Origin of the sequence: Streptomyces sp. NPDC002886 (assembly GCF_042888445.1) — a bacterium.
GTDB lineage: Bacteria > Actinomycetota > Actinomycetes > Streptomycetales > Streptomycetaceae > Streptomyces.
This window is the reverse complement of the sequence record NZ_JBIAPV010000009.1, coordinates 36,518-60,860: the sequence shown is the minus strand read 5'-3', so window position 1 is coordinate 60,860 and position 24,343 is coordinate 36,518. Positions and strand designations below refer to the sequence as shown.

Genomic DNA, 24,343 nt, shown 5'->3' with positions numbered 1-24,343 from the left:
GCCAAGGTTCGAGGGGAAGACGAAGGTGTCCGACCGGAAACGTTCCACCGCGCTCGCGCTGGCCTCCGCGCTGGCGGGGGCGGCGGTACTGCTGGCCGCCCCCGCAGCCCATGCGGCCGTTGTCGACGTCCAGTACGACTGCAAGACCCCCATCGGGGACAAGTCGGCGGTCTCGCCGATCGAGATCAAGGGAGTCAAGGAAGGCAGCGGGTACAAGCTGACGATGTCCTTCCAGAAGGGCGTCTCCTCCAGCCCCATCGAGCTCGGCAAGGGCGCGATGACGCCCAGCGCCGTGATCATGGTCGACGGAGCGGAGAAGGCGTCGGTCCCGGTCTCCGGGGCGCCCAACTCCGAGGCCGTTCCGGCCAACACCCCCATCAAGATCAGTGATCTCTCGGGCACGTACACGCCCAAGAAGTCCGGCAAGGTCACCCTCACGCCGGGCGTGCTCACGATCAAGGCGATGGGTACGACCACCACCTGCACCCCGGGCAACAGCCCCAAGCCGTCGCTCGAACTCGACGTGGCGGGCGCCGCGGGCGGCAGCACCACCGGGGACAGCCTCCCGCAGACCGGTCCCGAGGACTCCGCCATCGCCCTCGGAACCCTCGGCGCCACCGTGATCCTCTCCGGCGCCGCCGGCGTGCTCTGGCTGACCCGGCGCGGCCAGCGGGCCCGGTCCTGAACGGAGCGCACCCGGTCATGCCCGTGCTCCACTCGCCCCGAAGGCCAGGCGGGCTCCTCCTCGCCACCATCGCCGCCGTGGCCGCCGCCGTGCTCCCCTGCGCGGTGGCGGCGCCGGCCGCCGCCGACGGGCCCGGCTGGACCGCCGAGCCCGTCGCCGGGAGCGCGCCGGCGGCGGCGAAGGCCGGGGCCCGCCCGTACTTCTACCTGGCCGGTCCCTCCGGCACGGTGCTGGAGGACCGCCTCGTCCTGGCCAACACCAGCGACCAAGAGCACACCATCACCCTGCGCGGCGCCGACGTCTACAACACGGCGGACGGCGCCTTCGCCGTGCGCCCCGCCGGGCCCGCCGCCGCAGGCGGCTCGGAAGGGCACGCCGGCGGCGCGGGCCCCTGGATCAGCTTCGGCGCGGGCACCACGGTCAAGGTCCCGGCGCACACCCGCGCCGTGGTCCCCTTCACCGTCACCGTGCCGCCCGGCTCCCCGCCGGGGGACCACCCGGCCGCCGTCGTCGCCACCGAGTCCGGCCGCGAGGTGGGCGTACGGGTCCACCTGCGCGTCGGCGGCCCGGCGCTGGCGGCGCTCACGGTCGAGGACGTCTCCGTACGGGGCAAGGGCGCGACCGCGCGCGTCGCCTACACCCTGGTCAACCGCGGCAACGTGGCCCTCGCCCCCGAGCTCGCCATCAGCGCCGAGGGAACCCTCGGCAAGGTCGCGGGCCGCAGCGTCCGCACCCTGCCCGTCGAGGTGCTGCCCGGCCAGCGCGTCGAGCTGACCGAACCCTGGCCCGGTGCGCCCGTGTTCGACCGGGTCGCACTGACCCTCACCGTCACGGCCCCCGGCGGCGCCCGCGCCACGGGAAGCACCTCGGCCTGGTTCGTGCCCTGGGGCATCGCGGGCACGACCGGCCTCGGGCTGCTGGGCCTCGGCGCCGTGGCCGCGGGCGCGCTGCTCCTCGTACGCAAGCGGCGGATCCGGTCCGGTGACGGGCCCGGGCCCGCGCCGCACGGGAGCGCCGTACCCGAAGAATCCCCAGCGCCGGAACACGAGTTGACGGGAGCACCCAGGTGAGCGCCATGGCCGGTGGGAGACACGGCGGCAAGGTCAGGGCCCTGGTCGCGGCGGGACGCGCGGGGCTGGCGGCGGGTCTGGCGGTGTGCGCGCTGGCGCTGTTCGCGGCGGCCCCGGCCGCCGCGGACGACGGGGCCAAGCCCGCCGTGGCCCTCTCGCTCAAGGAAGCGGCCAAGGGCACGCAGATAGCCGTGACCGGAACCGGCTGGCGGGCCAAGACCATGGTGATGCTGCTGGTCTGCGGGCAGAACATGATCGGCGGCACCAACAGCTGCGCCAACGCCGACGGGGTGGCCGTCTCGGTCGCCGACGACGGGCACTTCTCCGCCCAGCTCCCGGTGGTCGCCCCGCCCAAGCCCTGCCCCTGCGTGGTCAACGTGACCTCCGTCAACGGGGACCAGTCCACCATCGCGGCCCCGCTGAAGATCACCGACCACCCGGTCGCCGACCTGCCCGCCGAGGGCGGCACGGCCCGGCTGGCGCTGCTCACCGGGGTCCGGCTCAAGGGCGAGGACGGGGTGCTGACCTGGTTCGGGGCCCCGCCCGCCCGCACGTTCACGGTCACCGTGGGCAATCTCGGCTCCGCCGCGGTCAAGGACCCGGTCTTCCAGCTCGGCACCGCCCACGGGGTGTTCGCGCCGACCTGGGAGGAGGTCCGCTGGAAGGGCACCATCCCGCCCGGCGGCAAGGCCGAGGTCGCCCTCGACGCCACCCTGACCGCGGGCGCCCACGGGGACTACACCCTCTCCCTCAAGTACGGGGAGACGGTGCTGGCCACGCAGCCCTGGGGCGTGGACCGCCCGTACGGGGTGCTGCTGTTCTGGGGCCTGCTCCTGCTGGTGATCCCGGCCGCCGTCTTCCGCATCGGCATGGCCGTCGTGGACAAGGTCCGCCCCCGCGCGGGTCTCGCGGTGCTCGGAGGCCGCCACCGCGGCCACCGGCCGGACCCGGCGGTGGCGGTGACCGCCCGGCTGCCGCGGATCCCGGCGGTACGGGGACCCGCGCGGGTCCCCGTACGAGGACCGCTGGCCCGCTCCGCCCCACCGGCCGAACCCCCACAGACCACCACGGCGGCACTGCCGTGGTTCACCCCGGACAGCGCGCCGGGGACACAGGAAACCGAAGCACCTGCACCACAGACGTCCGCACCGTCTGAGAACAGTCCGACGACGAAAGGACACTCGTGAAGACCCAACGGAGGGCGAGCGCGGCCGCGATCGCGCTGCTGCTCGGCGGTGCGGGCCTTGTGATGGTGGCGACGCCCGCCCAGGCCGCGGAAGTCACCTTCGAGGTGAAGTGCGTACCGCCGGTCGGTTCGGACGTGGTCGGCCCGACCACGGCCAAGATCACCGCACCGGCGGACGCCAAGGTCGGGGACGAGGTGAAGGTGGTCTGGGAGACCGTGAAGGCGGCGGCCGACAACCCCGGCTTCGTCGACCTGGACGCGGACACGGTCAAGCCGAGCGGCGAGATGAAGCTGGCGGGCGCCCAGACCGGGGTGCTCAAGGTGGAGGGCGAGCGCAAGAACCCGAAGATCCCCAAGAACTCCCCCATGAAGCTGTCACCCATGGAGGGCACGTTCAAGCTGACCACGGCGGGGGACGTCACCGTGACCCCCGCTTGGTACAACGTCAACGTCAGCGGCTTCAACGTCAACACCCGGTGCGACCCGACGGGCGCGGTCCCGACCGGCGCGACCATCAAGGTCAGCCCGGCGGGCAGCACGCCGCCCACGAGCCCGTCTCCGACGAGCCCGTCCCCGAGCCCGTCGCCGACGAGCCAGCCCCCGACCAGCGCGCCGCCGACGACCCGGCCCCCGACCAGCGCGCCTCCCACCAGCCCCGCGCCGTCCCCGACCGGCGGGGGCCAGACCGACTTCCCGGGTCAGCCCGTGGACGTCACCTTCGACTGCGGGACCTTCATGCCCGACGGCCCCCTGAAGGGCAGGGTGACGATCAGCGCGAAGAAGAACGGCGGCAGCTACGACCTGACCGCCGCGACCGCCAAGGGCGTGATGAACAGCCCCATGGACCTTCCGGCGGGGGCGCTCCAGCCCTCCATGGACATCAAGCTCGGCGGCGCCGACAGCGGCACCGTCAAGGTCACCGGACCGGGCAACCCCGACCCGATCAAGGGCGGCGCACCGGTCAGCCTCAGTGACATGAAGGGCAGCTACAAGCCGGGCAAGACCGGCAAGACCACGCTGACCCCGGGCAACCTGACGATCAACGTGGTCATGGCCCCCGGCGGCAAGCCGATCGTGGTGCCCTGCGTCGCGAGCGGTGCCACGGCGTCGCTCACGCTCGACACCGCCGCCCAGCCGGGCGGCTCGGGCACCTCCGGCTCGTCGGGTGCCGCGGGCTCCTCGGGCAGCACCTCGGGCGGCCTCGCCCAGACCGGAGCCTCGGACGACGGCGGCATCAAGGCCCTGGCCCTGGTCGCCGGCACGGTGATGCTCCTCGGCGCGGCCGTCTTCACCTTCACCCCGTGGCGCCGCCTGCGCGGCCAGCGGTAACGGCACACCGGCCCGCCGGCACCACGGAACGGCCCGTACGGCAGAACGGAACGGCCCGGCACACCTCGCGGTGTGCCGGGCCGTTCCGTTCGCCCTGTCGGGGGGTGCGTCAGTGCACGCCGCCCATGAGGGGCTGGACCTTCTTGCGGTACATGTAGATCGCGATACCGGCGAGCACCGCGAGCACGCCCTGGGTGGCGAACCAGCCCTGGGTGTCCGTCGGGGCGCCGAGCAGCTGGAGCAGGGCGATCGTGGAGTCACCGGCGGTGACCGCGAGGAAGAAGACACCCATCATCTGGGAGGCGTACTTCTGCGGCGCCAGCTTGGTCGTCAGCGACAGGCCGACGGGGGAGAGGGTGAGCTCACCGACGGTCTGGATGAAGTAGACGCCGACCAGCCACATCGGGCTGACCTTCGTGTCGCCGCCGGCCAGGCCCTGGGCGACCATCATGACGCCGAAGGAGACGCCGATCATGATCAGCGCGAAGGAGAACTTCGCCAGGGTGGTGGGCTCCTTGGAGCGACGGGCCAGCGCCACCCACAGCATCGCGAAGAGGGGCGCGAGCGCCATCACGAACAGCGGGTTGAGCGACTGGAACCAGCTCTCCGGGAAGTCGAAGCCGAACAGCGTGCTGTTCGTGCTGTCCTTCGCGAACAGGGCCAGCGTGGAGCCGGTCTGGTCGTAGATCGCCCAGAAGATCGCGGCGGCGACGAAGAACCAGACGTACGCCGACATGCGCGAGCGCTCGACGCCCGAGAGGTCCTTGTCGCGCTTGATGCGCAGGATCGCCCAGGCGGGGAGAACCAGACCGGCGATGGTCAGCGGCCACAGCGCGTAGTTGATCGTGAAGATGCCGGCCAGGCCGATGATCGCGTAGGCGGCCACGGCGACGCCGAGCCAGATCAGGCCCTTCTTGACGAGGGAGGACTTCTCGGCGGCGCTCAGCGGGCTCGGAACCGTGTTGGAGACCGGGTTCAGGTGGCGGAAGCCGAAGAAGTAGAAGGCGAGGCCCAGGGCCATGCCGACACCGGCCATGGCGAAGCCGAGGTGCCAGTTGATCTCCTGGCCGACGTAGCCGATGGTCAGCGGGGCGAAGAAGGCGCCGAGGTTGATGCCCATGTAGAAGATCGTGAAGCCACCGTCACGGCGGGGGTCGTTCTTGTCCTTGTACAGCTGGCCGACCATCGTGGAGATGTTGGCCTTGAGCACGCCGGAACCGGCGGCGATGAGCGCCAGGCCGATGAAGAACGAGATGGACGAGGGCACCGCCAGCAGGAAGTGACCCGTCATGATCACGACACCGGCGACGGCCACGGCCTTGCGGGCGCCCCACACGCGGTCACCGAGCCAGCCGCCCGGGAGGGCGAGCAGGTAGACCATCGCGTTGTAGACGGAGTAGATCGCGACCGCGGTCGCGTCCTTCATCCCGAGACCACCGTCGGCCACGTTGGTGGCCAGGAAGAGCACGAGCAGGGCACGCATGCCGTAGAAGCTGTAGCGCTCCCACATCTCCGTCATGAAGAGGAAGGCGAGGCCGCTGGGGTGTCCGAGGAAGGTCTTCTCGGCCGAGGTACCGGCCGAGTCCTTCGTCAGGCTGGAAGCCATGGTCGATCCTTGCTTGCTCGGGACGCGCGGCTTCGTGAGCTCGACGGCGCCCGGTGAGGGGTGGCCGGTACCGGCTTCGGGTGTCCCGGACCCCACGCCCGGGGGTCTCGCTCCGCGGGGGCGAAGACGAAGGAACATCCGCAACCGGGATCCACGCCCCTCGCGCTCCATCGCGCGAAGGGCCCGGCCCATAGGTCATTCACTGTCATCTGCTGCCCGGAACGGGCGGTGCGACAACAATGCCTGCCCGATCAGGGCAGAAATAGAGACTTTCGGCTGTTTTTCGCTCGAAAGTCTCTTGGAGGTAGTGCATCAGGCGTCTCGACACCATACGACACGACAGTGGCGCATATGAAAGCACTTGAGATATGGATCACAGGCTGCGGTGGAACCAACTGGCTACATTCGAAGGCCGTTAGTAGTCCGCGAGGGCAGATATACAGGGGCCTGTAGGCGGGCCTCTTCTTTCCCCCGCCGCGGACTACCATCACCCACATGACGCGTGTACTGCTCGCCGAGGACGACGCATCCATCTCGGAACCCCTGGCCCGCGCCTTGCGCCGGGAAGGGTACGAGGTCGAGGTCCGGGAGGACGGCCCCACCGCCCTGGACGCGGGACTGCAGGGCGGCATCGACCTCGTCGTGCTGGACCTGGGGCTGCCGGGCATGGACGGGCTGGAGGTCGCCCGCCGGCTGCGCGCCGAGGGGCACGGGTTCCCGATCCTGGTCCTCACCGCCCGCGCCGACGAGGTCGACACGGTCGTCGGCCTGGACGCCGGCGCCGACGACTACGTGACCAAGCCCTTCCGGCTCGCCGAGCTGCTCGCCCGTGTCCGGGCCCTGCTGCGGCGCGGCGCCACCGAGGCCTCCCAGGCCCCGGCCACCCACGGGGTGCGGATCGACGTCGAATCGCACCGCGCGTGGATGGGCGAGGAGGAGCTCCAGCTCACCGCGAAGGAGTTCGACCTGCTCCGGGTCCTGGTCCGCGACGCGGGCCGGGTCGTCACCCGCGACCAGCTCATGCGCGAGGTCTGGGACACCACCTGGTGGTCCTCCACCAAGACCCTCGACATGCACATCTCCTGGCTCCGCAAGAAGCTCGGCGACGACGCGGCCAACCCCCGCTACATCGCCACCGTCCGCGGGGTCGGCTTCCGCTTCGAGAAGAGCTGAGAGCCCCTTCGGGGAAAGCCGGAACCTCCCGGGAGCCACCCGGGGCCGTATATCCGGCTGTCTAGGGCATCCTCGGAGTCATGCGTCGCCGCCTGATCAACTCCACGCTCGCCGTGGTGCTCGTCGTCATCGCCGTCTTCGGGGTCTCCCTCGTCATCGTCGAGACCCGCACCATCACCAGCAGCGCCCAGGACCGCATCGAGTCCGAGGCGCTGCGGCTGGTGGGGACCGTCGAGAGCGAGGTCCTGGAGAAGCAGCCGCTCGACCCCGGTGCGCTCGCCGAACAGCTCGGCGCCGGCCGGTACGCCCGGATCACGATCCCCGGCCGTGAACCGGTCGAGATCGGGACCCGCATCGCCGACAGCGTCGTCCGGGGCACCGCCCGCGGAGAGCAGGGCGAGACCGTGGTCGTCGAGGAGTCCCGGTCCACCGTCACCCGCGAGGTGGGCCGGACCCTGGCCGTGGTCGGCGCCGTCGCCCTGCTGGCCGTCGTGGCGGCCGTCCTGCTCGCCGTACGCCAGGCCAACCGGCTGGCCTCCCCGCTGACCGACCTCGCCGAGACGGCCGAGCGCCTCGGATCGGGCGACCCGCGACCCCGCCACAAGCGGTACGGGGTCCCCGAGCTGGACCGGGTCGCGGACGTACTGGACTCCAGCGCCGAGCGGATCGGCCGCATGCTCACGGCCGAGCGGCGGCTGGCAGCGGACGCCTCGCACCAGCTGCGCACCCCGCTCACGGCCCTGTCGATGCGGCTGGAGGAGATCACGGTCACCGACGACCTGGAGACCGTGCGGGAGGAGGCGACGATCGCCCTCACCCAGGTGGAACGGCTCACGGACGTGGTCCAGCGGCTGCTGACGAACTCCAGGGACCCGCGCACGGGCTCGGCCGTCCCCTTCGACCTGGACGAGGTCGTCAAACAGCAGCTGGAGGAGTGGCGCCCCGCCTACCGCAGCGCGGGCCGGGCCGTCGTCCGCTCCGGGAAGACCGGCATCCGCGCCGTGGGCACCCCCGGGGCGGTCTCGCAGGTCCTGGCGACGCTGGTGGAGAACTCCCTCATGCACGGAGGCGGCACCGTGGCGCTGCGGACCCGTGTGATCGGCAACCAGGCCGTACTGGAGGTCACCGACGAGGGGCCGGGCGTCCCGCCGGACCTCGGCAACCGGATCTTCGAGCGGGCCATCAGCGGCCGCAACTCCACCGGCATCGGCCTCGCCGTGGCCCGGGACCTCGCGGAGGCCGACGGCGGCCGCCTGGAGCTGCTCCAGGCCCGGCCGCCGGTGTTCGCCCTGTTCCTGAGCCGGACCGCGCCCACGCCCGCGGAGCCGGAGCAGACGGTCCGCTGAGGGCAGCGGGGACGGCGGGCGGCCGGGGCGGCGGGAGCCGCCGCCGCGGGCCTCAGTTGGCCGCGGTCTCCGGGGTCCGCGCCGGCGGGGCGGCCTGCGCGTCCGGCGCGGTCGCGGTCTGGCCGTCACGCTGCTCGACGACCAGCGAGGCCGCGGGCTGCGCCGGCAGGGCCTTGAAGACCCAGGTGCGGTAGGACCAGAAGCGGAACACGGTGGCGATGCCGATGCCGGTGAACTTGAAGAAGTTCGAGGCGAGCGGCCCGTCCCAGTGGAAGCCGTAGGTGGCGGTGAAGAGGATGCCGTTCTCGATCACGAGCCCGATCGCGCTGAACGCGACGAACAGCCCGAGCTCGCGGGTGCGGCCCGTACCGGTCCGGTCGGCCCGGTCCCGGTAGGCGAAGTAGCGGAAGCCCAGGTAGTTCGTGACGATGGCGACCAGAGTGGCTATCACGCTCGCGCGCACCACCTGGAGGTCGGTGACCTGCCGGATCAGGTTGAAGACGCCCAGGTTGACCAGGACCCCCAGCCCGCCGACGGCCCCGAACCTGGCGATCTCGCGCGCGAGACCGCGCGCACGGCCGAGGACGGATCCGTTCTCCGGCTTGCTCATATGAGGCTCAGTCCTGTCTTCGGGGCCCCCGTATGAGGCGTCACACGTCTACTCCACACGTTTGACCCGTGCGCGCCCATGCTAAGTGTCGCCCCATCGGTACGTCTGCGCCTTCGGACACCGTGCGACACACGGCACACCCGCCGCCCGGCCGCCGCACTCCCGCAGGACTCCCGACCGGCTCCCGCCGCGCGCGAGCGGCGGGTACCGGCCAGGACCGTCCCCGGGTGGGTCCGGATGGCGGAATACCGCCGGATACCCTGGAGGAGTGACGTTCCCGGTAGTCGGCATGGTCGGCGGCGGACAGCTCGCCCGCATGACCCACGAGGCGGGTATCCCCCTCGGCATCAGATTCAAGATCCTCAGTGACACCCCACAGGACTCGGCGGCCCAGGTCGTGAGCGACGTCGTCATCGGCGACTATCGCGATCTGGAGACCCTGCGCGCCTTCGCGCGCGGCTGTGACGTGATCACCTTCGACCACGAGCACGTGCCCATCGCGCACCTGCGGGCCCTGGAAGCCGACGGCATCGCCGTCCGCCCGGGGCCCGACGCGTTGGTGCACGCCGCGGACAAGGGGGTGATGCGCGCCAAGCTCGACGCGATCGGCGCGCCCAGCCCCCGCCACCGGATCGTGAGCGATCCGGCGGACGCGGCCGCCTTCGCCGAAGAGGTCGGCGGGTTCCCCGTCATCCTCAAGACGGTGCGCGGCGGGTACGACGGAAAGGGCGTGTGGTTCGTCCGTACGCCGGCGGACGCCGAGGCCCCGTTCAAGGCGGGCGTCCCGGTCTTGGCCGAGGAGAAGGTGGACTTCGTCCGCGAGCTCGCGGCCAACATCGTCCGCTCCCCGCACGGCCAGGCCGTGTCCTATCCCGTAGTGGAGTCCATCCAGGTCGACGGGGTCTGCGACACGGTCATCGCCCCCGCCCCGAACCTCTCGGAGGACCTGGCCGGCGAGGCCCAGGCCCTGGCCCTGCGCATCGCCAAGGAACTCGACGTGACCGGCCACCTGGCCGTGGAGCTCTTCGAGACCACCGACGGCCGGATCCTGGTCAACGAACTGGCCATGCGCCCGCACAACAGCGGGCACTGGACGCAGGACGGTGCCATCACCTCCCAGTTCGCCAACCACGTGCGGGCCGTCCTGGACCTCCCTCTCGGCGACCCGCGCCCCCGCGCCCGCTGGACGGTCATGGCCAACGTGCTCGGCGGGGACTACCCCGACATGTACGCGGCGTACCTGCACTGCATGGCCCACGACCCCCAGCTGAAGATCCACATGTACGGCAAGGACGTGAAACAAGGCCGCAAGGTCGGCCACGTCAACACCTACGGCGACGATCTGGACGATGTGCTGGAGCGCGCACGTCACGCAGCCGGCTACCTCAGAGGAACCATCCAAGAATGAGCACCTCCGCAGCAGCTCCCGTCATCGGCATCGTCATGGGCTCGGACTCCGACTGGCCCGTCATGGAGGCCGCCGCCCAGGCCCTCGACGAGTTCGAGATCCCCTACGAGGTGGACGTGGTCTCCGCGCACCGGATGCCGCGCGAGATGATCGCGTACGGGGAGCGGGCCGACGGACGCGGCCTCAAGGCGATCATCGCGGGCGCGGGCGGCGCCGCCCACCTGCCCGGGATGCTCGCCTCCGTCACCCCGCTGCCGGTCATCGGCGTGCCCGTCCCGCTGAAGTACCTCGACGGCATGGACTCCCTGATGTCGATCGTCCAGATGCCGGCCGGGATCCCCGTCGCCACCGTCTCGATCGCCGGCGCCCGCAACGCCGGGCTGCTCGCCGTACGGATGCTGGCCGCGCACGACCCGGAGCTGCGGGCCCGTATGACCGACTTCCTCCAGGACCTGAACGACCAGGCCACCGAGAAGGGCAAGCGGCTGCGTACGAAGGTCGCGGGGCAGGACTCCTTCGGATTCGGCAAGTGACCCCCGGCAGCGCCGCGGGGGCCGCGGACGCGTCCCGGCACCTGGACGCGGCGCGCGAACTGCTCGCCGAGCACCCGGTCGTCGACGGGCACAACGACCTGCCCTGGGCCCTGCGCGAGACCGTGCGCTACGACCTGGACCGGCGCGACATCGGCCGCGACCAGAAGGGTCACCTGCACACCGACATCCCCCGGCTGCGCGCCGGCGGGGTCGGCGCGCAGTTCTGGTCGGTCTACGTGCGCTCCGACTACGCCGGGGACGACGCGGTCAGCGCCACCCTGGAGCAGATCGACGTCGTCGCCCAGCTGATCGACCGCTACCCGCACGACCTGGTGCGGGCGCTGACGGCCGACGACATGGAGGCGGCGCGCGCGGAGGGCCGGATCGCCTCGCTGATGGGCGCCGAGGGCGGGCACTCCATCAACAACTCGCTCGCCACCCTGCGCGCCCTGCACCAGCTCGGCGTGCGGTACATGACGCTCACGCACAACGACACCATCGACTGGGCGGACTCGGCGACCGACGAACCCCGGCACGGGGGGCTGAGCGACTTCGGCCGCGAGGTCGTCCGCGAGATGAACCGGATCGGCATGCTGGTCGACCTCTCGCACGTCGCCGCGACCACGATGCGCGACGCGCTCGCGGTCACGGCCGCGCCGGTGGTCTTCTCGCACTCCTCGGCGCGGGCGGTCTGCGACCACGTGCGCAACATCCCCGACGACGTGCTGGCGCTGCTGCCGGCCAACGGCGGGATCGCGATGGCCACCTTCGTGCCCAAGTTCATCCTCCCGGCAGCCGTCGAGTGGACCCTGGCGGCCGACGAGAACCTGCGCGCGCACGGCCACCACCACCTCGACACCACCCCGGCGGCGATGGCCTTGCACCGGGCCTTCGAGGAGGCCCGTCCGCGCCCGGTGGCCACGGCCGCCACGGTCGCCGACCACCTCGACCACATGCGCGAGGTGGCCGGCGTCGACCACATCGGCATCGGCGGGGACTACGACGGCACCGCCTTCACCCCGGCCGGGCTGGACGACGTGGCCGGGTACCCCAACCTGGTCGCCGAACTGCTGGCACGCCGCTGGTCGAAGGCCGACCTGGCCAAGCTGACCTGGTCGAACGCGGTACGGACGCTGCGCGACGCCGAAGCGGTGGCGCGCGAGCAGTCGGCCTCCCGGGGCCCGTCCAACGCGGTGCTCCAGGCCTGAGGCCGAGGAGCCCCGCCGCTTCCCGCCCGGCCCGCCCGGCGGATCCGGCGCACGGGCCGTGACCAGCGCACACCTGCGCCGGTTACACCCGAACGCCACATCCGCCGGGCGCCTCCGGCGTCCCACATGTCACGGTGGCAACATCTTCCCTGCTTCTCTCCCGCTGCTTTTCGCAACGACACAGCCGCCGAGACCGGAGCGCACGCCATGGCCGACCTGCAGGACGAACCGCACACGAACCCGGTGGCCCCCGTGGGTCCCGGCTCCCTGGGAGCCGAGGATCCCACCGGCACGTTGCTCCCGGGCGCCCTGGACCGGGCCGCCGCACTGCTCAGCGTCCATCCCGTCGCGGATGGCAGCAACACCCTCGTCTGGACCCTTCGCGCCAGTCCGTACCACGACATCGAGACCTCGGACGCGGGCGTCGACACCGACATCCCGCGGCTGCGCGCCGGGGGAGTGGGGGCCCAGTTCTGGTCGCTGCTCATGCCGCGCGAGGCCGCCGCCACCGATCAGGTGGTGTCCGACACCCTCGAACAGATCGACGGGGCCCTGGCCCTGATGCGCCGGTACCCCGACAGCCTCTGCCTCGCGCTGACCGCCGACGACCTGGCGGACGCCCGGAACCGGGGCCGCATCGCCTCCTTCCTCGGCCCCGTGCCCGGCCGCACCCTGACGGACTCGCTGGGCGCGCTGCGCGCCTTCCACGCGCTGGGCGTACGGATCCTCGCGCCGGCCGGGGCCCCCTGGGCGACGGAGGGACTGACCGCCTTCGGCCACGAGGTGGTCAAGGAGATGAACCGGCTGGCGATGCTGCTGGACCTCAGGGGCTGCCCGCCCGCACCGGCCTGCCAGCTCGCCGCGGCCTCCAAGGCGCCGGTGATCATCTCGCACACCGGGGCCGCCGCCCTCAATCCGCACCCGGACAACGTGACCGACGAGGTGCTGCTCGCGCTGCGCGCGGCGAACGGCCTGGTGATGGTCGGCTTCGACACCGCGCTCACCGGGGACTCCCTGCACGCGGTCGCGGACCACGTGGAGCACGTACGAGCCGTCGCGGGCCCCCACTGCGTGGGCCTGGGCGCCGGCTTCGGCGCCGAGCCGGGCATCAGCCGGCCGACGGGACTGACGGACCCCTCGGGCTACCCGCGGCTGATCGCGGAACTCCTGGAGCGGGGCTGGCCGGAGACCGACCTCGCCCTGCTCACCTGGGGCAACGCCCAGCGGGTGGTGCGCGACGCGGAGTTCACGGCCCGCGCGGCCCAGCACCGCAGGGCCGCCGCCTGAGCGGGAGTCAGACGCGCGCCGGCAGCTCGGAGCCGGCCTTGGACGCCGGGGCCGCCGCGGTCCCGGCGTTTGCGTTCCCGTTCCCGGTCCCGTTCCCAGTCCCGTGCCCGGTTTCGGGTACGGGGCTCACGCTCGCCCGCCACAGGAGCAGGCAGGACCAGACGGCGGCCCAGGCCAGCAGGCCGTTGCGGAGCACCAGGAGGAACGTGCCGACGCCGCTGCCCGCGAGGATCTGCGAGACGTAGGTCAGCGGGTAGATCACGGTGGTGACCGCGGTCGCGGCCACGATCAGCCAGGCCACCGGCCGCTGCGTGGTGTGCTTGCAGGTCAGGCACACGGCCGCGAGACCGACCAGCCACATCAGGTACTGCGGGCTGAGCACGCGGCTGGTGATGGTGAAGACGAGGATGGCGCACAGCCCGGCGTCCAGCGGGGTCGCGGTCGTCCAGCGCCGCGCCTTGATCCGCCACAGCAGCAGCCACGCGAACCCGACGACCGTGAGGCCGACGGAGAGCATGGCGACGCTGGAGACGTAGGGGCCGACGTACTCGTAGGCCCCGTAGCGGACTTCGGACTTCCCGGACCAGGCGCCGACGAGCTTGCCGAACATCAGGGCGGAGCCGCCGAGGGACTCGACCTGGATGCCTCGGTTGCCCTGGTTGCCCAGGAAGCCGAGGGTGTCGCGGAAGAACAGCGCGAGCACGGCGAGCAGGACGGCCCCGGCCGCCACGGCCGACAGGATGGCGTCGCGGGTGGTGCGGCCGCGCGGGGTGCCGATCAGCGTGAGCAGCGGCCAGACCTTGACCATGGCGCCGATTCCGGCGAGGACCCCGCCGAGCTTGCGGCGGAAGCGCAGGCACAGCAGCGAGCCGACGGCGAGCAGGGTGACCTGGAGGTCGTAGCGCGCGAAGGGCAGCGACAGCAGCAGCGGCAGCGTGGTCAGCCACAGCACGGCGCCGGCCAGGCTGCCGTCGGAGCGGCGGGCGGCGCGGACCAGGCCGACGGTGATCAGCGCGTCGCAGATCACCGTCAGGGCGACGAAGGCCTCGAAGTAGCTGAGGAAGGGGAGCAGGTCGGGCGACAGGAAGATCGCCGCCGCGGCCGGCGGGTACTGCCACATGACGTCGCCGTGCGGCATGGTCCCCGTCACGAGGACGTTGTACCAGTTGTTGTAGGTGACGGTGATCTCCGCGCGGACCGAGGAGGTGCCGTGCAGGTTCACCACCAGAAGGACCACCATCAGGGTCCGGGTGGCCAGCCAGAAGCCCGCCATGGCCAGGCGGCCGGCGCGCCCCCGGAGTGCGGAGTCGATGGTCGTGCTCGTACTGGTCATCGGGCGTGAGTCTAGCGATCCATCCTGTGCGGCCCGGGTGGTCCGGCCAACGATCCGGTGACGAGATGTGAAACCGCTCATTCCGCAACGAAGCGGATCAAGACCGCGACGGGGGCCGGACGCGGGGCTTACGCCACGTCAGGCGCCGGGCCTCCGCCGCGCCTACGCCGTGCCTCCGCCGGGTCCCGCGCCGGGCCGACGCCGCGTCAGGCGCGGGGGCGGCCCATCGCGCGGTAGGTCCAGCCGGCCGCGCGCCACAGGGCGGGGTCGAGGGCGTTGCGGCCGTCGAGGACGAGCCGGTCGGTGACGACCTCGCCGAGGGCGGCGGGGTCCAGGTCGCGGAACTCCCGCCATTCGGTGAGGTGCAGGACGACCTCGGCGCCGCGGGCGGCGTCCAGGGCGGTGTCGGCGTACCCGAGGGTGGGGAAGACGCGGCGGGCGTTGTCCATGCCCTTGGGGTCGTAGACGGTGACCTGGCCGCCCTGGAGGTGGATCTGGCCGGCCACGTTCAGCGCGGGGGAGTCGCGGACGTCGTCGGAGTCGGGCTTGAAGGTGGCGCCGAGGACGGCGACCCGCTTGCCGAGGAAGGAGCCGCCGACGGCGTCGCGGGCCAGCTCGACCATGTGGCCGCGGCGCCGCATGTTGATGGAGTCGACCTCGCGCAGGAAGGTCAGCGCCTGGTCGGCACCGAGCTCGCCGGCCCGCGCCATGAAGGCGCGGATGTCCTTGGGCAGGCAGCCGCCGCCGAAACCGATGCCGGCGCGCAGGAACTTCTTCCCGATGCGCTCGTCGTGGCCGATGGCCTCGGCCAGCTTCACCACGTCGCCGCCGGCGGCCTCGCACACCTCGGCCATGGCGTTGATGAAGGAGATCTTCGTGGCGAGGAAGGAGTTGGCGGCGGTCTTGACGAGTTCCGCGGTGGGGAAGTCGGTGATCACCAGCGGGGTGCCCTCGCCCATGGGGGTCGCGTAGACCTCGCGCAGGAGCTTCTCGGCGCGCTCGCCCCGTTCGCCGTCGATCCCGATGACGATCCGGTCCGGGTGCAGGGTGTCCTGGACGGCGAAGCCCTCGCGCAGGAACTCCGGGTTCCAGGCGAGGTCGATCTCCTCGCCGGCCGGGGCGAGCGCGGTCAGCTTCGCGGCGAGGCGCTCGGCGGAGCCCACGGGCACGGTGGACTTGCCGACGACCAGGGCGGGCCGGGTCAGGTGCGGGGCGAGCGATTCGACGGCGGAGTCGACGTAGCTCATGTCGCAGGCGTACTCGCCGTGCTTCTGCGGGGTGTTCACGCAGACGAAGTGGACGTCGCCGAAGGCGCCGGCCTCCTCGTAGGAGGTGGTGAAGCGCAGCCGGCCCGTGGAGCCCGGCAGTCCGGCCACGTGCGCGGCCAGCAGTTCCTCCAGCCCCGGCTCGTACATGGGGACGCGGCCGGCGGCCAGCATGGCGATCTTCTCCGGCACCACGTCCAGTCCGAGCACCTCGAACCCCAGCTCCGCCATCGCCGCGGCGTGCGTTGCGCCGAGGTATCCGGTGCCGATCACAGTGATCTTGAGGGGGGCCATGAGTGCTCCTGGAGGTGCGGGGCCGTTCGCGGCAACCGAGCATAGTCGGGCCGGTGGCCGGGGATGCATTCCGGAGCCCGCCACCGGGCGGCCACCCCGCTGTCACGCAACTCACGCCCGACGGCCGTGTCGCGGTCGGCGGCCGGACACTAAGCTTGGGCTACTTAACGGTAGTTAACACCACGCACCACCTGGGGAGTGAGAGATCTTGGCGGGTTCTGCCGACTTCGACCTGTACCGCCCGGCCGAGGAGCACGACATGCTCCGCGAGTCCGTCCGCGCGCTCGCCGAGGCGAAGATCATGCCCTTCGCCGCCGCGGTCGACGAGGAGTCCCGTTTCCCGCAGGAGGCCCTGGACGCCCTCGTCGCCAGCGACCTGCACGCCGTCCACGTGCCCGAGACCTACGGCGGCGCGGGCGCCGACGCCCTGGCCACCGTCATCGTGATCGAGGAGGTGGCCCGCGTCTGCGCGTCCTCCTCCCTCATCCCGGCGGTCAACAAGCTCGGCTCGCTCCCGGTGATCCTCTCCGGCTCCGAGGAGCTCAAGGCCAAGTACCTCGGCCCGCTGGCCAAGGGCGACGCGATGTTCTCGTACGCCCTCTCCGAGCCCGACGCGGGCTCCGACGCGGCCGGCATGAAGACCCGCGCGGTGCGCGACGGCGACTTCTGGGTGCTCAACGGCGTCAAGCGCTGGATCACCAACGCCGGTGTCTCCGAGTACTACACGGTCATGGCCGTCACCGACCCGGAGAAGCGCTCCAAGGGCATCTCGGCCTTCGTGGTCGAGAAGTCCGACGAGGGCGTCTCCTTCGGCGCCCCGGAGAAGAAGCTCGGCATCAAGGGCTCCCCGACGCGCGAGGTCTACCTCGACAACGTCCGCATCCCGGCCGACCGCATGATCGGCGCCGAGGGCACCGGATTCGCCACCGCGATGAAGACCCTCGACCACACCCGCATCACCATCGCCGCCCAGGCGCTGGGCATCGCCCAGGGTGCCCTGGACTACGCCAAGGGCTACGTCCAGGAGCGCAAGCAGTTCGGCAAGCCGATCGGCGACTTCCAAGGCGTGCAGTTCATGCTCGCGGACATGGCCATGAAGATCGAGGCCGCCCGCCAGCTGACCTACTCGGCCGCGGCCCGCTCGGAGCGCGTCTCCGGCGGCGGCCCGCACGAGGACCTCACCTTCTTCGGCGCCGCGGCCAAGTGCTTCGCCTCCGACGTGGCCATGGAGGTCACCACGGACGCCGTCCAGCTCCTCGGCGGCTACGGCTACACCCGGGACTACCCGGTGGAGCGCATGATGCGCGACGCGAAGATCACCCAGATCTACGAGGGCACCAACCAGGTCCAGCGCATCGTCATGGCGCGCAACCTGCCGTAGCGGCCCGGCCCCGCCGGACGCGAGGTCTCCCGGTCCACGGCCGGGGGACCTCGCGTGTTCCGGCCGGCGGCGCACCCCCTAGGCTGTGCGCCGGTCGGCCCCAGGCGCGGGGTCGCGGGGGCGGGGAACAGGATGTCCGTAGAACGTCACATAGCGGGGATGCTCCAGCAGATCGCCCGGCAGCAGGAGATCGTCGAGATCGCCCCGCAGGGCACTCCGCGGAAGGCGGCCGCCCTGGCGCACGTGGCGGAGCGGTACGGCTACGCGTACGGCACGGCGTACCGGACCGGGTTCAAGAACTCGCTCGTCCAGGTCCGCATGTACCGGGACCCGCGGCCCGACGCGCGCGTCCGCGAGGCGGCCACCATCACCGCCCATCCGCGGGCGGGCAACGGCGGGACGGTGCCGGGCCTGGGGCAGGGTTCGCTGAAGCCGCTGCCCGAGGCGGTCGGCGCCGTGGCCGTGCTGAAGGACCTCGTCACCTTCGACGTCATGGCGATGTACGTCGCCGACCGGCGCCGGCAGGTGATGTGCTACCTCATCTGCGCGGTCCTGCCCGTCCTCCTGCTCATGGACGACAAGTCGCCGGCCGAAGCGCTCATCTCCGCCGGGGCGGTCGCGCTGTGCCTCACCCTGGCGTTCAAGGTGGGCGTGATCCGCCGCGCGACGATCGCACGGCGGCTGACGGCCGCCGGGTTCCACGAGGTGCGCGACGATCAGGGCGCCCGGCGGTTCCTGCGCCCGGGGCAGCAGTTGCCCGGCCACGCCAACCCGTTCGCCGCCTGAGGCCCTGGCCTGCGGCGCAGACGGCCACACTCATCAGGCACCAGCTCCCTGGGGACCCCCCGGATGGGCTAAATTTGGACCTTCGTACGCCGGAACCGGTTGGGGAGAACGCAAATGACGGAAGCGATCCTGCTGGTCGGCGGACAGGGGACGCGGCTGCGCCCCGTCACGGTGAACACGCCGAAGCCGATGGTGCACACGGCAGGCGTTCCCTTCCTCGCCCACCAGATAGCCCGCGCCGCCGCCGCAGGCGTCACGCACATCGTGATGGCCACCTGCTACCTCGCCGAGGTCTTCGAGCCCTACTTCGGGGACGGATCCGACTTCGGCGTCCACCTGGAGTACGTGGTCGAGGACGAGCCGCTGGGCACCGGCGGCGCCATCCGCAACGCGGCGCGGCTGCTCACCGGCGGCCCGGACTCCTCCGTGCTCGTCTTCAACGGGGACATCCTCACCGGCCTGGACATCGCCGGGCTCGTCGAATCGCACAAGGCGGCCGACGCCGACGTCTCCCTGCACCTGGTCCGGGTCGACGACCCGCGCGCCTTCGGCCTGGTCCCCACCGACGCCCACGGGCGGGTGCTGGCCTTCACGGAGAAGCCGCAGACGCCCGAGGAGATCATCACCGACCAGATCAACGCCGGCTGCTACGTCTTCCGGCGCAGCGTGATCGACACCATCCCCGCCGGCCGGTCCGTTTCCGTGGAGCGCGAGACCTTCCCCGGGCTGCTCGCCGCCGGGGCCACCCTGCACGGGGTCACCGAGAACACGTACTGGATGGACCTCGGCAAGCCGGAGGCGATCATCCAGGCCTCCGCCGACCTGGTCCGCGGCGTCGTCCCCTCCCCGGCCGTCCCCGGACGCCGCGGCGAGTCCCTCGTCCTGCCCGGCGCCCACGTGGCGGCCGGGGCCAAGCTGTCGGGGGGCACCGTCGTGGGCGCCGGAGCCCGCGTCGAGGCGGGCGCGGTGGTCCAGGGCTCCATCGTGCTGGCGGACGCGGTCGTCGGCCCCGACGCACAGGTGTCCGCCAGTCTGATCGGCGCCGGCGCCTCGGTGGGCGCGCGGACCGTACTGGACTGCGCCGTCATCGGTGACGGAGCCGAGGTGGGGGCCGACAACGAGCTCCGCGCCGGCGCCCGGATCTGGTGCGGGGCGCGGCTGCCCGACGCGGCGATCCGCTTCTCCTCCGACGCCTGACCCGATCGCCTCGGACAGGGCGCCCCGACAAGGGGCGCCCTCCCGCGTGACCAGTTCCCGCGTGATCAGTTCCCGCGGACGGTGACCTTCTCGTCCTTCTGGATCTGCTGCACCAGCTGCTGCACCTTCGCCTTGTCCCAGACGAGGTTGCCGCCGCGCTGACCGGAGATCGGCATGTTCATGGACACGCCGTCACCCCCGCTGATGCCCTTCATCGCGAAGAACATCGACCCCATGTCGTACAGCCCCATGTCCTTGTCCACGATCAGCGTGTCCAGGCCCGCGCCCAGCACCGGGTAGAGCGCGAACGGGTTCAGGATCGTCGAGGGGGTCGCCGCCTGGCTGGCCAGCGCCGACAGGAACTTCTGCTGGTTCTTGGTCCGCTGGAGGTCCGACTCGGCGAAGGCGTAGCGGGTCCGTACGTAGGCCAGCGACTGCTCGCCGTTCAGCGTCTGGGTGCCCTCCTTGAAGTCGGCCCCGGACTTCTCGTCCTTGAACCCCTTCTCGATGTTCAGCTCCACCCCGCCCAGCGCGTCCACGATGTTCGCGAAGCCGGCGAAGCCGATCTCCGCGTAGTGGTCGATGCGCAGCCCGGTGTTGAACTCCACCGTCCGCACCAGCAGCTCCGGGCCGTCCTGCGCGTACGCCGCGTTCAGCTTGGTCCGCTTGCCCGTGCCCGCGAACTTCTTGCCCGACTCCGAGCCGACGAAGGAGGGGATCTCCACGTCGGAGTCGCGGGGCAGGGAGATCATCGTGTTCCCGCTGGAGCACTTGGCGAGGATCATCATCGAGTCGGTGCGCTTGCCCTCGGCAGAGCCCGTGTGGAGCTTCTTCTTGTCCTCGGCGGACATGCCCTCACGGCTGTCGGAGCCCACGATCAGGTACGTCGTGCAGTCGCCCTCCTTCGGGCGCTCGATGACCTTGGAGAGGTCGACCTCGCGGCGCACGTTGGAGTCGGCCCAGAAGTAGGTGCCGATGCCCGTCACGAGCAGGCCGGCGACCAGCACGATCGAGCCGATCTTGATCCGCTTGCGCCAGTCCGGCGCCGGTCCCGCCGGCCGGGCCGGGCCACCGGGACCGCGCCCGCGCGGCCCGGCGGGCGGCTGGCCGCCGCCGTAGACCTGACCGGTGTTGTAGCCGCTGTCGTAGGTGCCGCCGGCGTCGTACGAGCCGTCCTGCTGCGGAGGCACGTAGGCCGGCCCGGCCGGCGGCTGGGCCGGACGGCGCGGGGGCTGCCGGGGCTGCGGCGGCTGCTGGGGCTGCCGGGACGCCTGGGGGCCGGGCCGCTGGACGTGCCTCATCCGCTGTGCGCCTTCCGGCTCCGCCTGGCCGCTGCCGCGGCCGTACCCGTCATCGCGGCGGCCACGCTGGTCCTGCTCGCCGCTCCACCCGTCCCAGTCACTCATGTGCCCAAGAATGCCTGGCCGGGAGGGCCGCGGAACACCCCCGGCGGCTCTTCGTACCGGTGCTGTTGCAGAGCTGATGCCGGCGGGCCGCCTTTAAGCTGTCTCCATGACAGAGATATCGGGCGAGCTGCCGGGAAAGCCGATCTCGGCTTCCCGCACCACCCTGAGCCACATCATGACCGCCAATGACACCAACCTGCTCGGTACGGTGCACGGCGGAGTGATCATGAAGCTGGTGGACGACGCGGCCGGCGCCGTGGCCGGCCGCCACTCCGGCGGCCCGGCGGTCACCGCCTCCATGGACGAGATGGCCTTCCTCGCCCCGGTCCGCGTCGGCGACCTTGTCCACGTCAAGGCCCAGTGCAACTGGACCGGCCGCTCCTCGATGGAGATCGGCGTACGCGTTCTCGCGGAGCGGTGGAACGAGTCCACCCCCGCCACCCAGGTCGGCAGCGCCTACCTCGTCTTCGCCGCGGTCGACGCCGAGGGCAAGCCCCGCCAGGTCCCCCCGGTCCTCCCCGAGACCGAGCGGGACGAGCGGCGCTACCAGGAGGCCCAGATCCGCCGCACCCACCGGCTCGCCCGCCGCCAGGCCATCCGCGACCTGCGGGAAGAGCGGTCCGCGCAGGGGCTGGACGCCGACCTCTAGTGCGTCCGGGTCCGTGCTCCCGTCCGGCCGCGCCCGTCCGCTCGCTGCCGCCCCGCCCCACCCGGAAGGCAAAGGCATCATGAACCGCCGATCGGCCGTGTTCGCAGGCGTCGCAGGCGTCGCAGGCCTCGCAGGAATAGCCGTCGCGGTTCCGCTGCTGACGCCGTCCTCCGGGAAGGCCGCCCCCGCCGCCATGGTCCCGCCGTTCCCGACGGCCTCCTCCGAGGCCTCGCCCGAGGCCTCCTCCGGCACGCGGGCCCCCCGCACCCTGCGCGTCATGCCCCTCGGGGCCTCGACGACCGCCGGCGTGGGGAGCTCCGACTTCGGCGGCTACCGGCTGCCGCTGGGGCGCCTGGTCGCGGCCCGGCCGGGGTATGCCATCGACTTCGTGGGCTCCCGGGCCCAGGGCCCCATGGAGGACAACCAGCACGAAGGGCACCCCGGGTACACCGTCGGCCGCATCCGTGCCGGGGTCGACCGGTGGATCGAGGCCGCGAACCCCGACGTGGTCCTGCTGCACATCGGACTGAACAACCTGAACCGCGGCGGCGACCCCGACCAAGCCGCGGACGAGGCCGGAGAACTGGTCGACCGGATCTTCACCCTGCGCCCGGGGATCACCGTCGTCATGCAGGGCCTGGTCCCCTCGACCCCTGGCTCGAAGGACCAGGACATCTCCGGGGCCATCGCGGCGTACAACCGGAACCTCAAGCGGATCGAGACCCGGGAACAGGGCGCGGGCCGGCACTTCCGCTTCGTCAAGGCTCCCTGGCTGACCCCCGCGGACCGGGCGGACGCGACCACGCCGGCCGAGCTGGCCGACGGTCTGCACCCGAACGACACCGGGTACGCGAAGGTGGCGGACGCCTTCTTCGAGGCGATGGAGCAGGCCCACTCGGACGGCTGGTTCGGGAAGTGAGAGCGGATCGCCCTTTCGGGGGGCGATCTCTGCGTGCTTTAATAAATGAACGAGCATTTATGAATGAGGGGTGGCGGTGATGGCACGTCCCCGAGGCGTCGAGGACGCGGTGATCCTGCGTGCGACGGCGCAGGTCATGGGCCGGGTGGGGCCCGCGGGTCTCACGCTGGCCGCCGTGGCGCGCGAGGTCGGACTGGTTCCGGCGACCCTGGTGCAGCGGTTCGGTTCCAAGCGCGGTCTGCTCCTCGCGCTCGCCGACCTGTCCGAGAAGGACGCGGGCGAGACGGCCGAGCGCGTGCGCCGGTCGCACGACTCGGCGCTCGGGGCCCTGGTGGCGCTGACGGTGGAGTCGGCGGCCGTGATGGCCACGCCGGAGAGCTTCGCCAACCATCTGGCGTTCCTGTGCACGGATCTCGGGGACCCCGAGCTCTACGAGCGTGCGCTGGCCGTTCACCGCACGCACGGGCGGGCGATCGGGGAGCTGCTCACGGAGGCGGTCGGCGAGGGCGAGCTCCGCGCCGGAACCGATGCCGCGGCGCTGGCCCGCACCGTCCAGGCGATCACCGCCGGGGCGGGCCTGACCTGGGCGCTCGAACGCGAAGGCACCCTCGCACAGCGGCTCCGGCAGGAGCTCGACGTCGTGCTGTCCCCTCACCTTCCGCACCGTCCGCACCGTCCCCACCTTCCGCCGCGGGCCGGCCACGACCAGGAGGAATCATGAAGACCGCTGACGCACGCCCGCTCGCCGGCAAGGTGGCCCTGGTCGCCGGCGGTACCCGCGGCGGCGGACGGGGCATCGCCGTCGAGCTCGGCGCCGCCGGGGCGACGGTGTACGTCACCGGCCGCAGCGGCGCCGGTGGGCGCTCCGACCTGGACCGCCCGGAAACCATCGAGCAGACCGCCGAGCAGGTCACCGCGGCCGGCGGCCTGGGCATTCCCGTACGGACCGACCACAGCAGTCCCGACGAGGTCCGGGTCCTCGTCGACAGGATCGCCGCCGAACAGGACGGACGGCTCGACATCCTGGTGAACTCCGTCTGGGGCGGGGACCCGCTGACCGACTGGGAGCACCCCCTGTGGGAGCAGGATCTGGAGACCGGTCTGCGGCTGCTGCGGCAGGCGGTGGAGACCCACGTCATCACCAGCCGGTTCGCCCTCCCCCTCATGGTCGCCCGCAAGAGCGGCCTGGTCGTGGAGGTCACCGACGGCAACACCGCCCGCTACCGCGGCACGTTCTTCTACGACCTGGCGAAGTCGGCGGTCATCCGCCTCGCGGTCGCCCAGGCCGCCGAGCTGCGTCCGCACGGCGTCGCGGCCGTGTCCGTCACGCCGGGGTTCCTGCGCTCGGAGGCCCTGCTGGAGCACTTCGGCGTCACCGAGGCCAACTGGCGCGACGGCGCGGCCCAGGACCCGAACTTCGCCCACTCCGAGACCCCGGCGTACCTCGGCCGGGCCGTGGCCGCGCTGGCCGCCGACCCCGACGTCATGGCCAAGTCGGGACGGGCCCTGGCCACCTGGGGCCTGTACCGGGAGTACGGCTTCACCGATGCCGACGGCACCCAGCCGGACTTCGCCGCGCACTGGGCGGAGAACCTGGAGGCGGAGTACGGACCCCTCGGCGACCCGCTGTGACCCGGTCCGTCCCGGCGGATCCGGTCCGTCCCGGCGGTCC

The 24,343-nt window shown here is 72.0% G+C and carries 22 protein-coding genes; 17 read left to right on the top strand and 5 right to left on the bottom strand.

Going from position 1 to position 24,343, the window contains the following annotated elements:
- Positions 1-25 precede the first annotated feature (25 nt).
- Genes ACFYYB_RS31455 through ACFYYB_RS31440 form a run of 4 tightly spaced genes read left to right on the top strand, consistent with a single transcriptional unit; the run spans position 26 to position 4,270 of the window.
- Positions 26-685, top strand: coding sequence for an LPXTG cell wall anchor domain-containing protein (locus tag ACFYYB_RS31455; RefSeq protein ID WP_327306411.1), 660 nt, complete (start codon positions 26-28; stop codon positions 683-685).
- Between the two features lie 17 nt (positions 686-702).
- A complete protein-coding gene (locus ACFYYB_RS31450; protein ID WP_389439560.1) occupies positions 703-1,755 on the top strand; it encodes a hypothetical protein in 1,053 nt (350 codons plus the stop codon).
- Positions 1,756-1,760: 5 nt separating this feature from the next.
- Complete coding sequence (locus ACFYYB_RS31445; protein WP_389439558.1) at positions 1,761-2,942, top strand: hypothetical protein; 1,182 nt, start codon at positions 1,761-1,763, stop codon at positions 2,940-2,942.
- Positions 2,939-4,270 carry a hypothetical protein gene (locus tag ACFYYB_RS31440; RefSeq protein ID WP_389439556.1) on the top strand — a complete coding sequence of 444 codons (1,332 nt, stop codon included), beginning with the start codon at positions 2,939-2,941 and terminating at the stop codon, positions 4,268-4,270. Before ACFYYB_RS31445 ends, ACFYYB_RS31440 begins: the two co-directional genes overlap by 4 nt.
- A gap of 109 nt (positions 4,271-4,379) precedes the next feature.
- On the opposite strand, the gene ACFYYB_RS31435 is transcribed toward ACFYYB_RS31440, so the two are convergent.
- Positions 4,380-5,876, bottom strand: coding sequence for a peptide MFS transporter (locus ACFYYB_RS31435; RefSeq protein ID WP_389439554.1), 1,497 nt, complete (start codon positions 5,874-5,876; stop codon positions 4,380-4,382).
- Between the two features lie 495 nt (positions 5,877-6,371).
- On the opposite strand from ACFYYB_RS31435, the gene ACFYYB_RS31430 reads away from it, so the two are divergent.
- Positions 6,372-7,049: a response regulator transcription factor gene (locus ACFYYB_RS31430; protein WP_243335168.1), complete on the top strand. Its 678-nt coding sequence runs from the start codon at positions 6,372-6,374 to the stop codon at positions 7,047-7,049.
- 80 nt (positions 7,050-7,129) lie between these two features.
- Entirely contained in the window at positions 7,130-8,395 is a 1,266-nt protein-coding gene (locus ACFYYB_RS31425; RefSeq protein WP_389439552.1) for an ATP-binding protein, read from the top strand.
- A gap of 52 nt (positions 8,396-8,447) precedes the next feature.
- On the opposite strand, the gene ACFYYB_RS31420 is transcribed toward ACFYYB_RS31425, so the two are convergent.
- The gene (locus ACFYYB_RS31420) at positions 8,448-9,005 is read right to left on the bottom strand and encodes a GtrA family protein (protein ID WP_389439550.1); all 558 of its coding nucleotides are present in this window, start codon (positions 9,003-9,005) and stop codon (positions 8,448-8,450) included.
- A 268-nt stretch (positions 9,006-9,273) separates the two neighbouring features.
- Here ACFYYB_RS31420 and ACFYYB_RS31415 point away from each other — a divergent pair, with 268 nt between their 5' ends.
- The 4 genes from ACFYYB_RS31415 (at position 9,274) to ACFYYB_RS31400 (ending at position 13,441) form a co-directional block, all read left to right on the top strand.
- The gene (locus ACFYYB_RS31415; RefSeq protein ID WP_389439548.1) at positions 9,274-10,413 is read left to right on the top strand and encodes a 5-(carboxyamino)imidazole ribonucleotide synthase; all 1,140 of its coding nucleotides are present in this window, start codon (positions 9,274-9,276) and stop codon (positions 10,411-10,413) included.
- Complete coding sequence (purE, locus tag ACFYYB_RS31410) at positions 10,410-10,946, top strand: 5-(carboxyamino)imidazole ribonucleotide mutase (RefSeq protein WP_389439546.1); 537 nt, start codon at positions 10,410-10,412, stop codon at positions 10,944-10,946. The genes ACFYYB_RS31415 and purE overlap by 4 nt, the downstream gene beginning before the upstream one ends.
- Positions 10,943-12,154: a dipeptidase gene (locus ACFYYB_RS31405; protein ID WP_389439544.1), complete on the top strand. Its 1,212-nt coding sequence runs from the start codon at positions 10,943-10,945 to the stop codon at positions 12,152-12,154. Before purE ends, ACFYYB_RS31405 begins: the two co-directional genes overlap by 4 nt.
- A 207-nt stretch (positions 12,155-12,361) precedes the next feature.
- Positions 12,362-13,441: a membrane dipeptidase gene (locus ACFYYB_RS31400; RefSeq protein ID WP_389439542.1), complete on the top strand. Its 1,080-nt coding sequence runs from the start codon at positions 12,362-12,364 to the stop codon at positions 13,439-13,441.
- 7 nt (positions 13,442-13,448) lie between these two features.
- On the opposite strand, the gene ACFYYB_RS31395 is transcribed toward ACFYYB_RS31400, so the two are convergent.
- Both ACFYYB_RS31395 and ACFYYB_RS31390 read right to left on the bottom strand, forming a co-directional pair.
- On the bottom strand, positions 13,449-14,774 hold the full coding sequence (locus tag ACFYYB_RS31395) for a glycosyltransferase 87 family protein (protein WP_389439540.1): 1,326 nt from the start codon (positions 14,772-14,774) through the stop codon (positions 13,449-13,451).
- A 206-nt stretch (positions 14,775-14,980) separates the two neighbouring features.
- Positions 14,981-16,333 carry a UDP-glucose dehydrogenase family protein gene (locus ACFYYB_RS31390; RefSeq protein WP_389439538.1) on the bottom strand — a complete coding sequence of 451 codons (1,353 nt, stop codon included), beginning with the start codon at positions 16,331-16,333 and terminating at the stop codon, positions 14,981-14,983.
- A gap of 208 nt (positions 16,334-16,541) precedes the next feature.
- Between ACFYYB_RS31390 and ACFYYB_RS31385 the strand changes: the two genes are divergently transcribed.
- From ACFYYB_RS31385 to ACFYYB_RS31375, 3 genes are all read left to right on the top strand, one after another.
- Positions 16,542-17,714 (top strand): acyl-CoA dehydrogenase family protein, encoded by a 1,173-nt coding sequence (locus ACFYYB_RS31385; protein WP_266878075.1) that lies wholly within the window; start codon positions 16,542-16,544, stop codon positions 17,712-17,714.
- 132 nt (positions 17,715-17,846) lie between these two features.
- Positions 17,847-18,500: a hypothetical protein gene (locus tag ACFYYB_RS31380; RefSeq protein ID WP_389439536.1), complete on the top strand. Its 654-nt coding sequence runs from the start codon at positions 17,847-17,849 to the stop codon at positions 18,498-18,500.
- Between the two features lie 114 nt (positions 18,501-18,614).
- Entirely contained in the window at positions 18,615-19,697 is a 1,083-nt protein-coding gene (locus ACFYYB_RS31375; RefSeq protein WP_389439534.1) for a sugar phosphate nucleotidyltransferase, read from the top strand.
- A 65-nt stretch (positions 19,698-19,762) separates the two neighbouring features.
- Here ACFYYB_RS31375 and ACFYYB_RS31370 read toward each other — a convergent pair whose 3' ends face one another.
- Complete coding sequence (locus ACFYYB_RS31370; protein ID WP_389439532.1) at positions 19,763-21,103, bottom strand: LCP family protein; 1,341 nt, start codon at positions 21,101-21,103, stop codon at positions 19,763-19,765.
- Between the two features lie 106 nt (positions 21,104-21,209).
- On the opposite strand from ACFYYB_RS31370, the gene ACFYYB_RS31365 reads away from it, so the two are divergent.
- The 4 genes from ACFYYB_RS31365 (at position 21,210) to ACFYYB_RS31350 (ending at position 24,303) form a co-directional block, all read left to right on the top strand.
- On the top strand, positions 21,210-21,752 hold the full coding sequence (locus ACFYYB_RS31365; protein ID WP_389439530.1) for an acyl-CoA thioesterase: 543 nt from the start codon (positions 21,210-21,212) through the stop codon (positions 21,750-21,752).
- 79 nt (positions 21,753-21,831) lie between these two features.
- Complete coding sequence (locus tag ACFYYB_RS31360) at positions 21,832-22,671, top strand: SGNH/GDSL hydrolase family protein (protein WP_389439528.1); 840 nt, start codon at positions 21,832-21,834, stop codon at positions 22,669-22,671.
- A 79-nt stretch (positions 22,672-22,750) separates the two neighbouring features.
- The gene (locus tag ACFYYB_RS31355) at positions 22,751-23,392 is read left to right on the top strand and encodes a TetR/AcrR family transcriptional regulator (RefSeq protein WP_389439526.1); all 642 of its coding nucleotides are present in this window, start codon (positions 22,751-22,753) and stop codon (positions 23,390-23,392) included.
- Positions 23,389-24,303 carry an SDR family oxidoreductase gene (locus ACFYYB_RS31350; protein ID WP_389439524.1) on the top strand — a complete coding sequence of 305 codons (915 nt, stop codon included), beginning with the start codon at positions 23,389-23,391 and terminating at the stop codon, positions 24,301-24,303. The genes ACFYYB_RS31355 and ACFYYB_RS31350 overlap by 4 nt, the downstream gene beginning before the upstream one ends.
- The last annotated feature ends 40 nt before the right edge of the window (positions 24,304-24,343 follow it).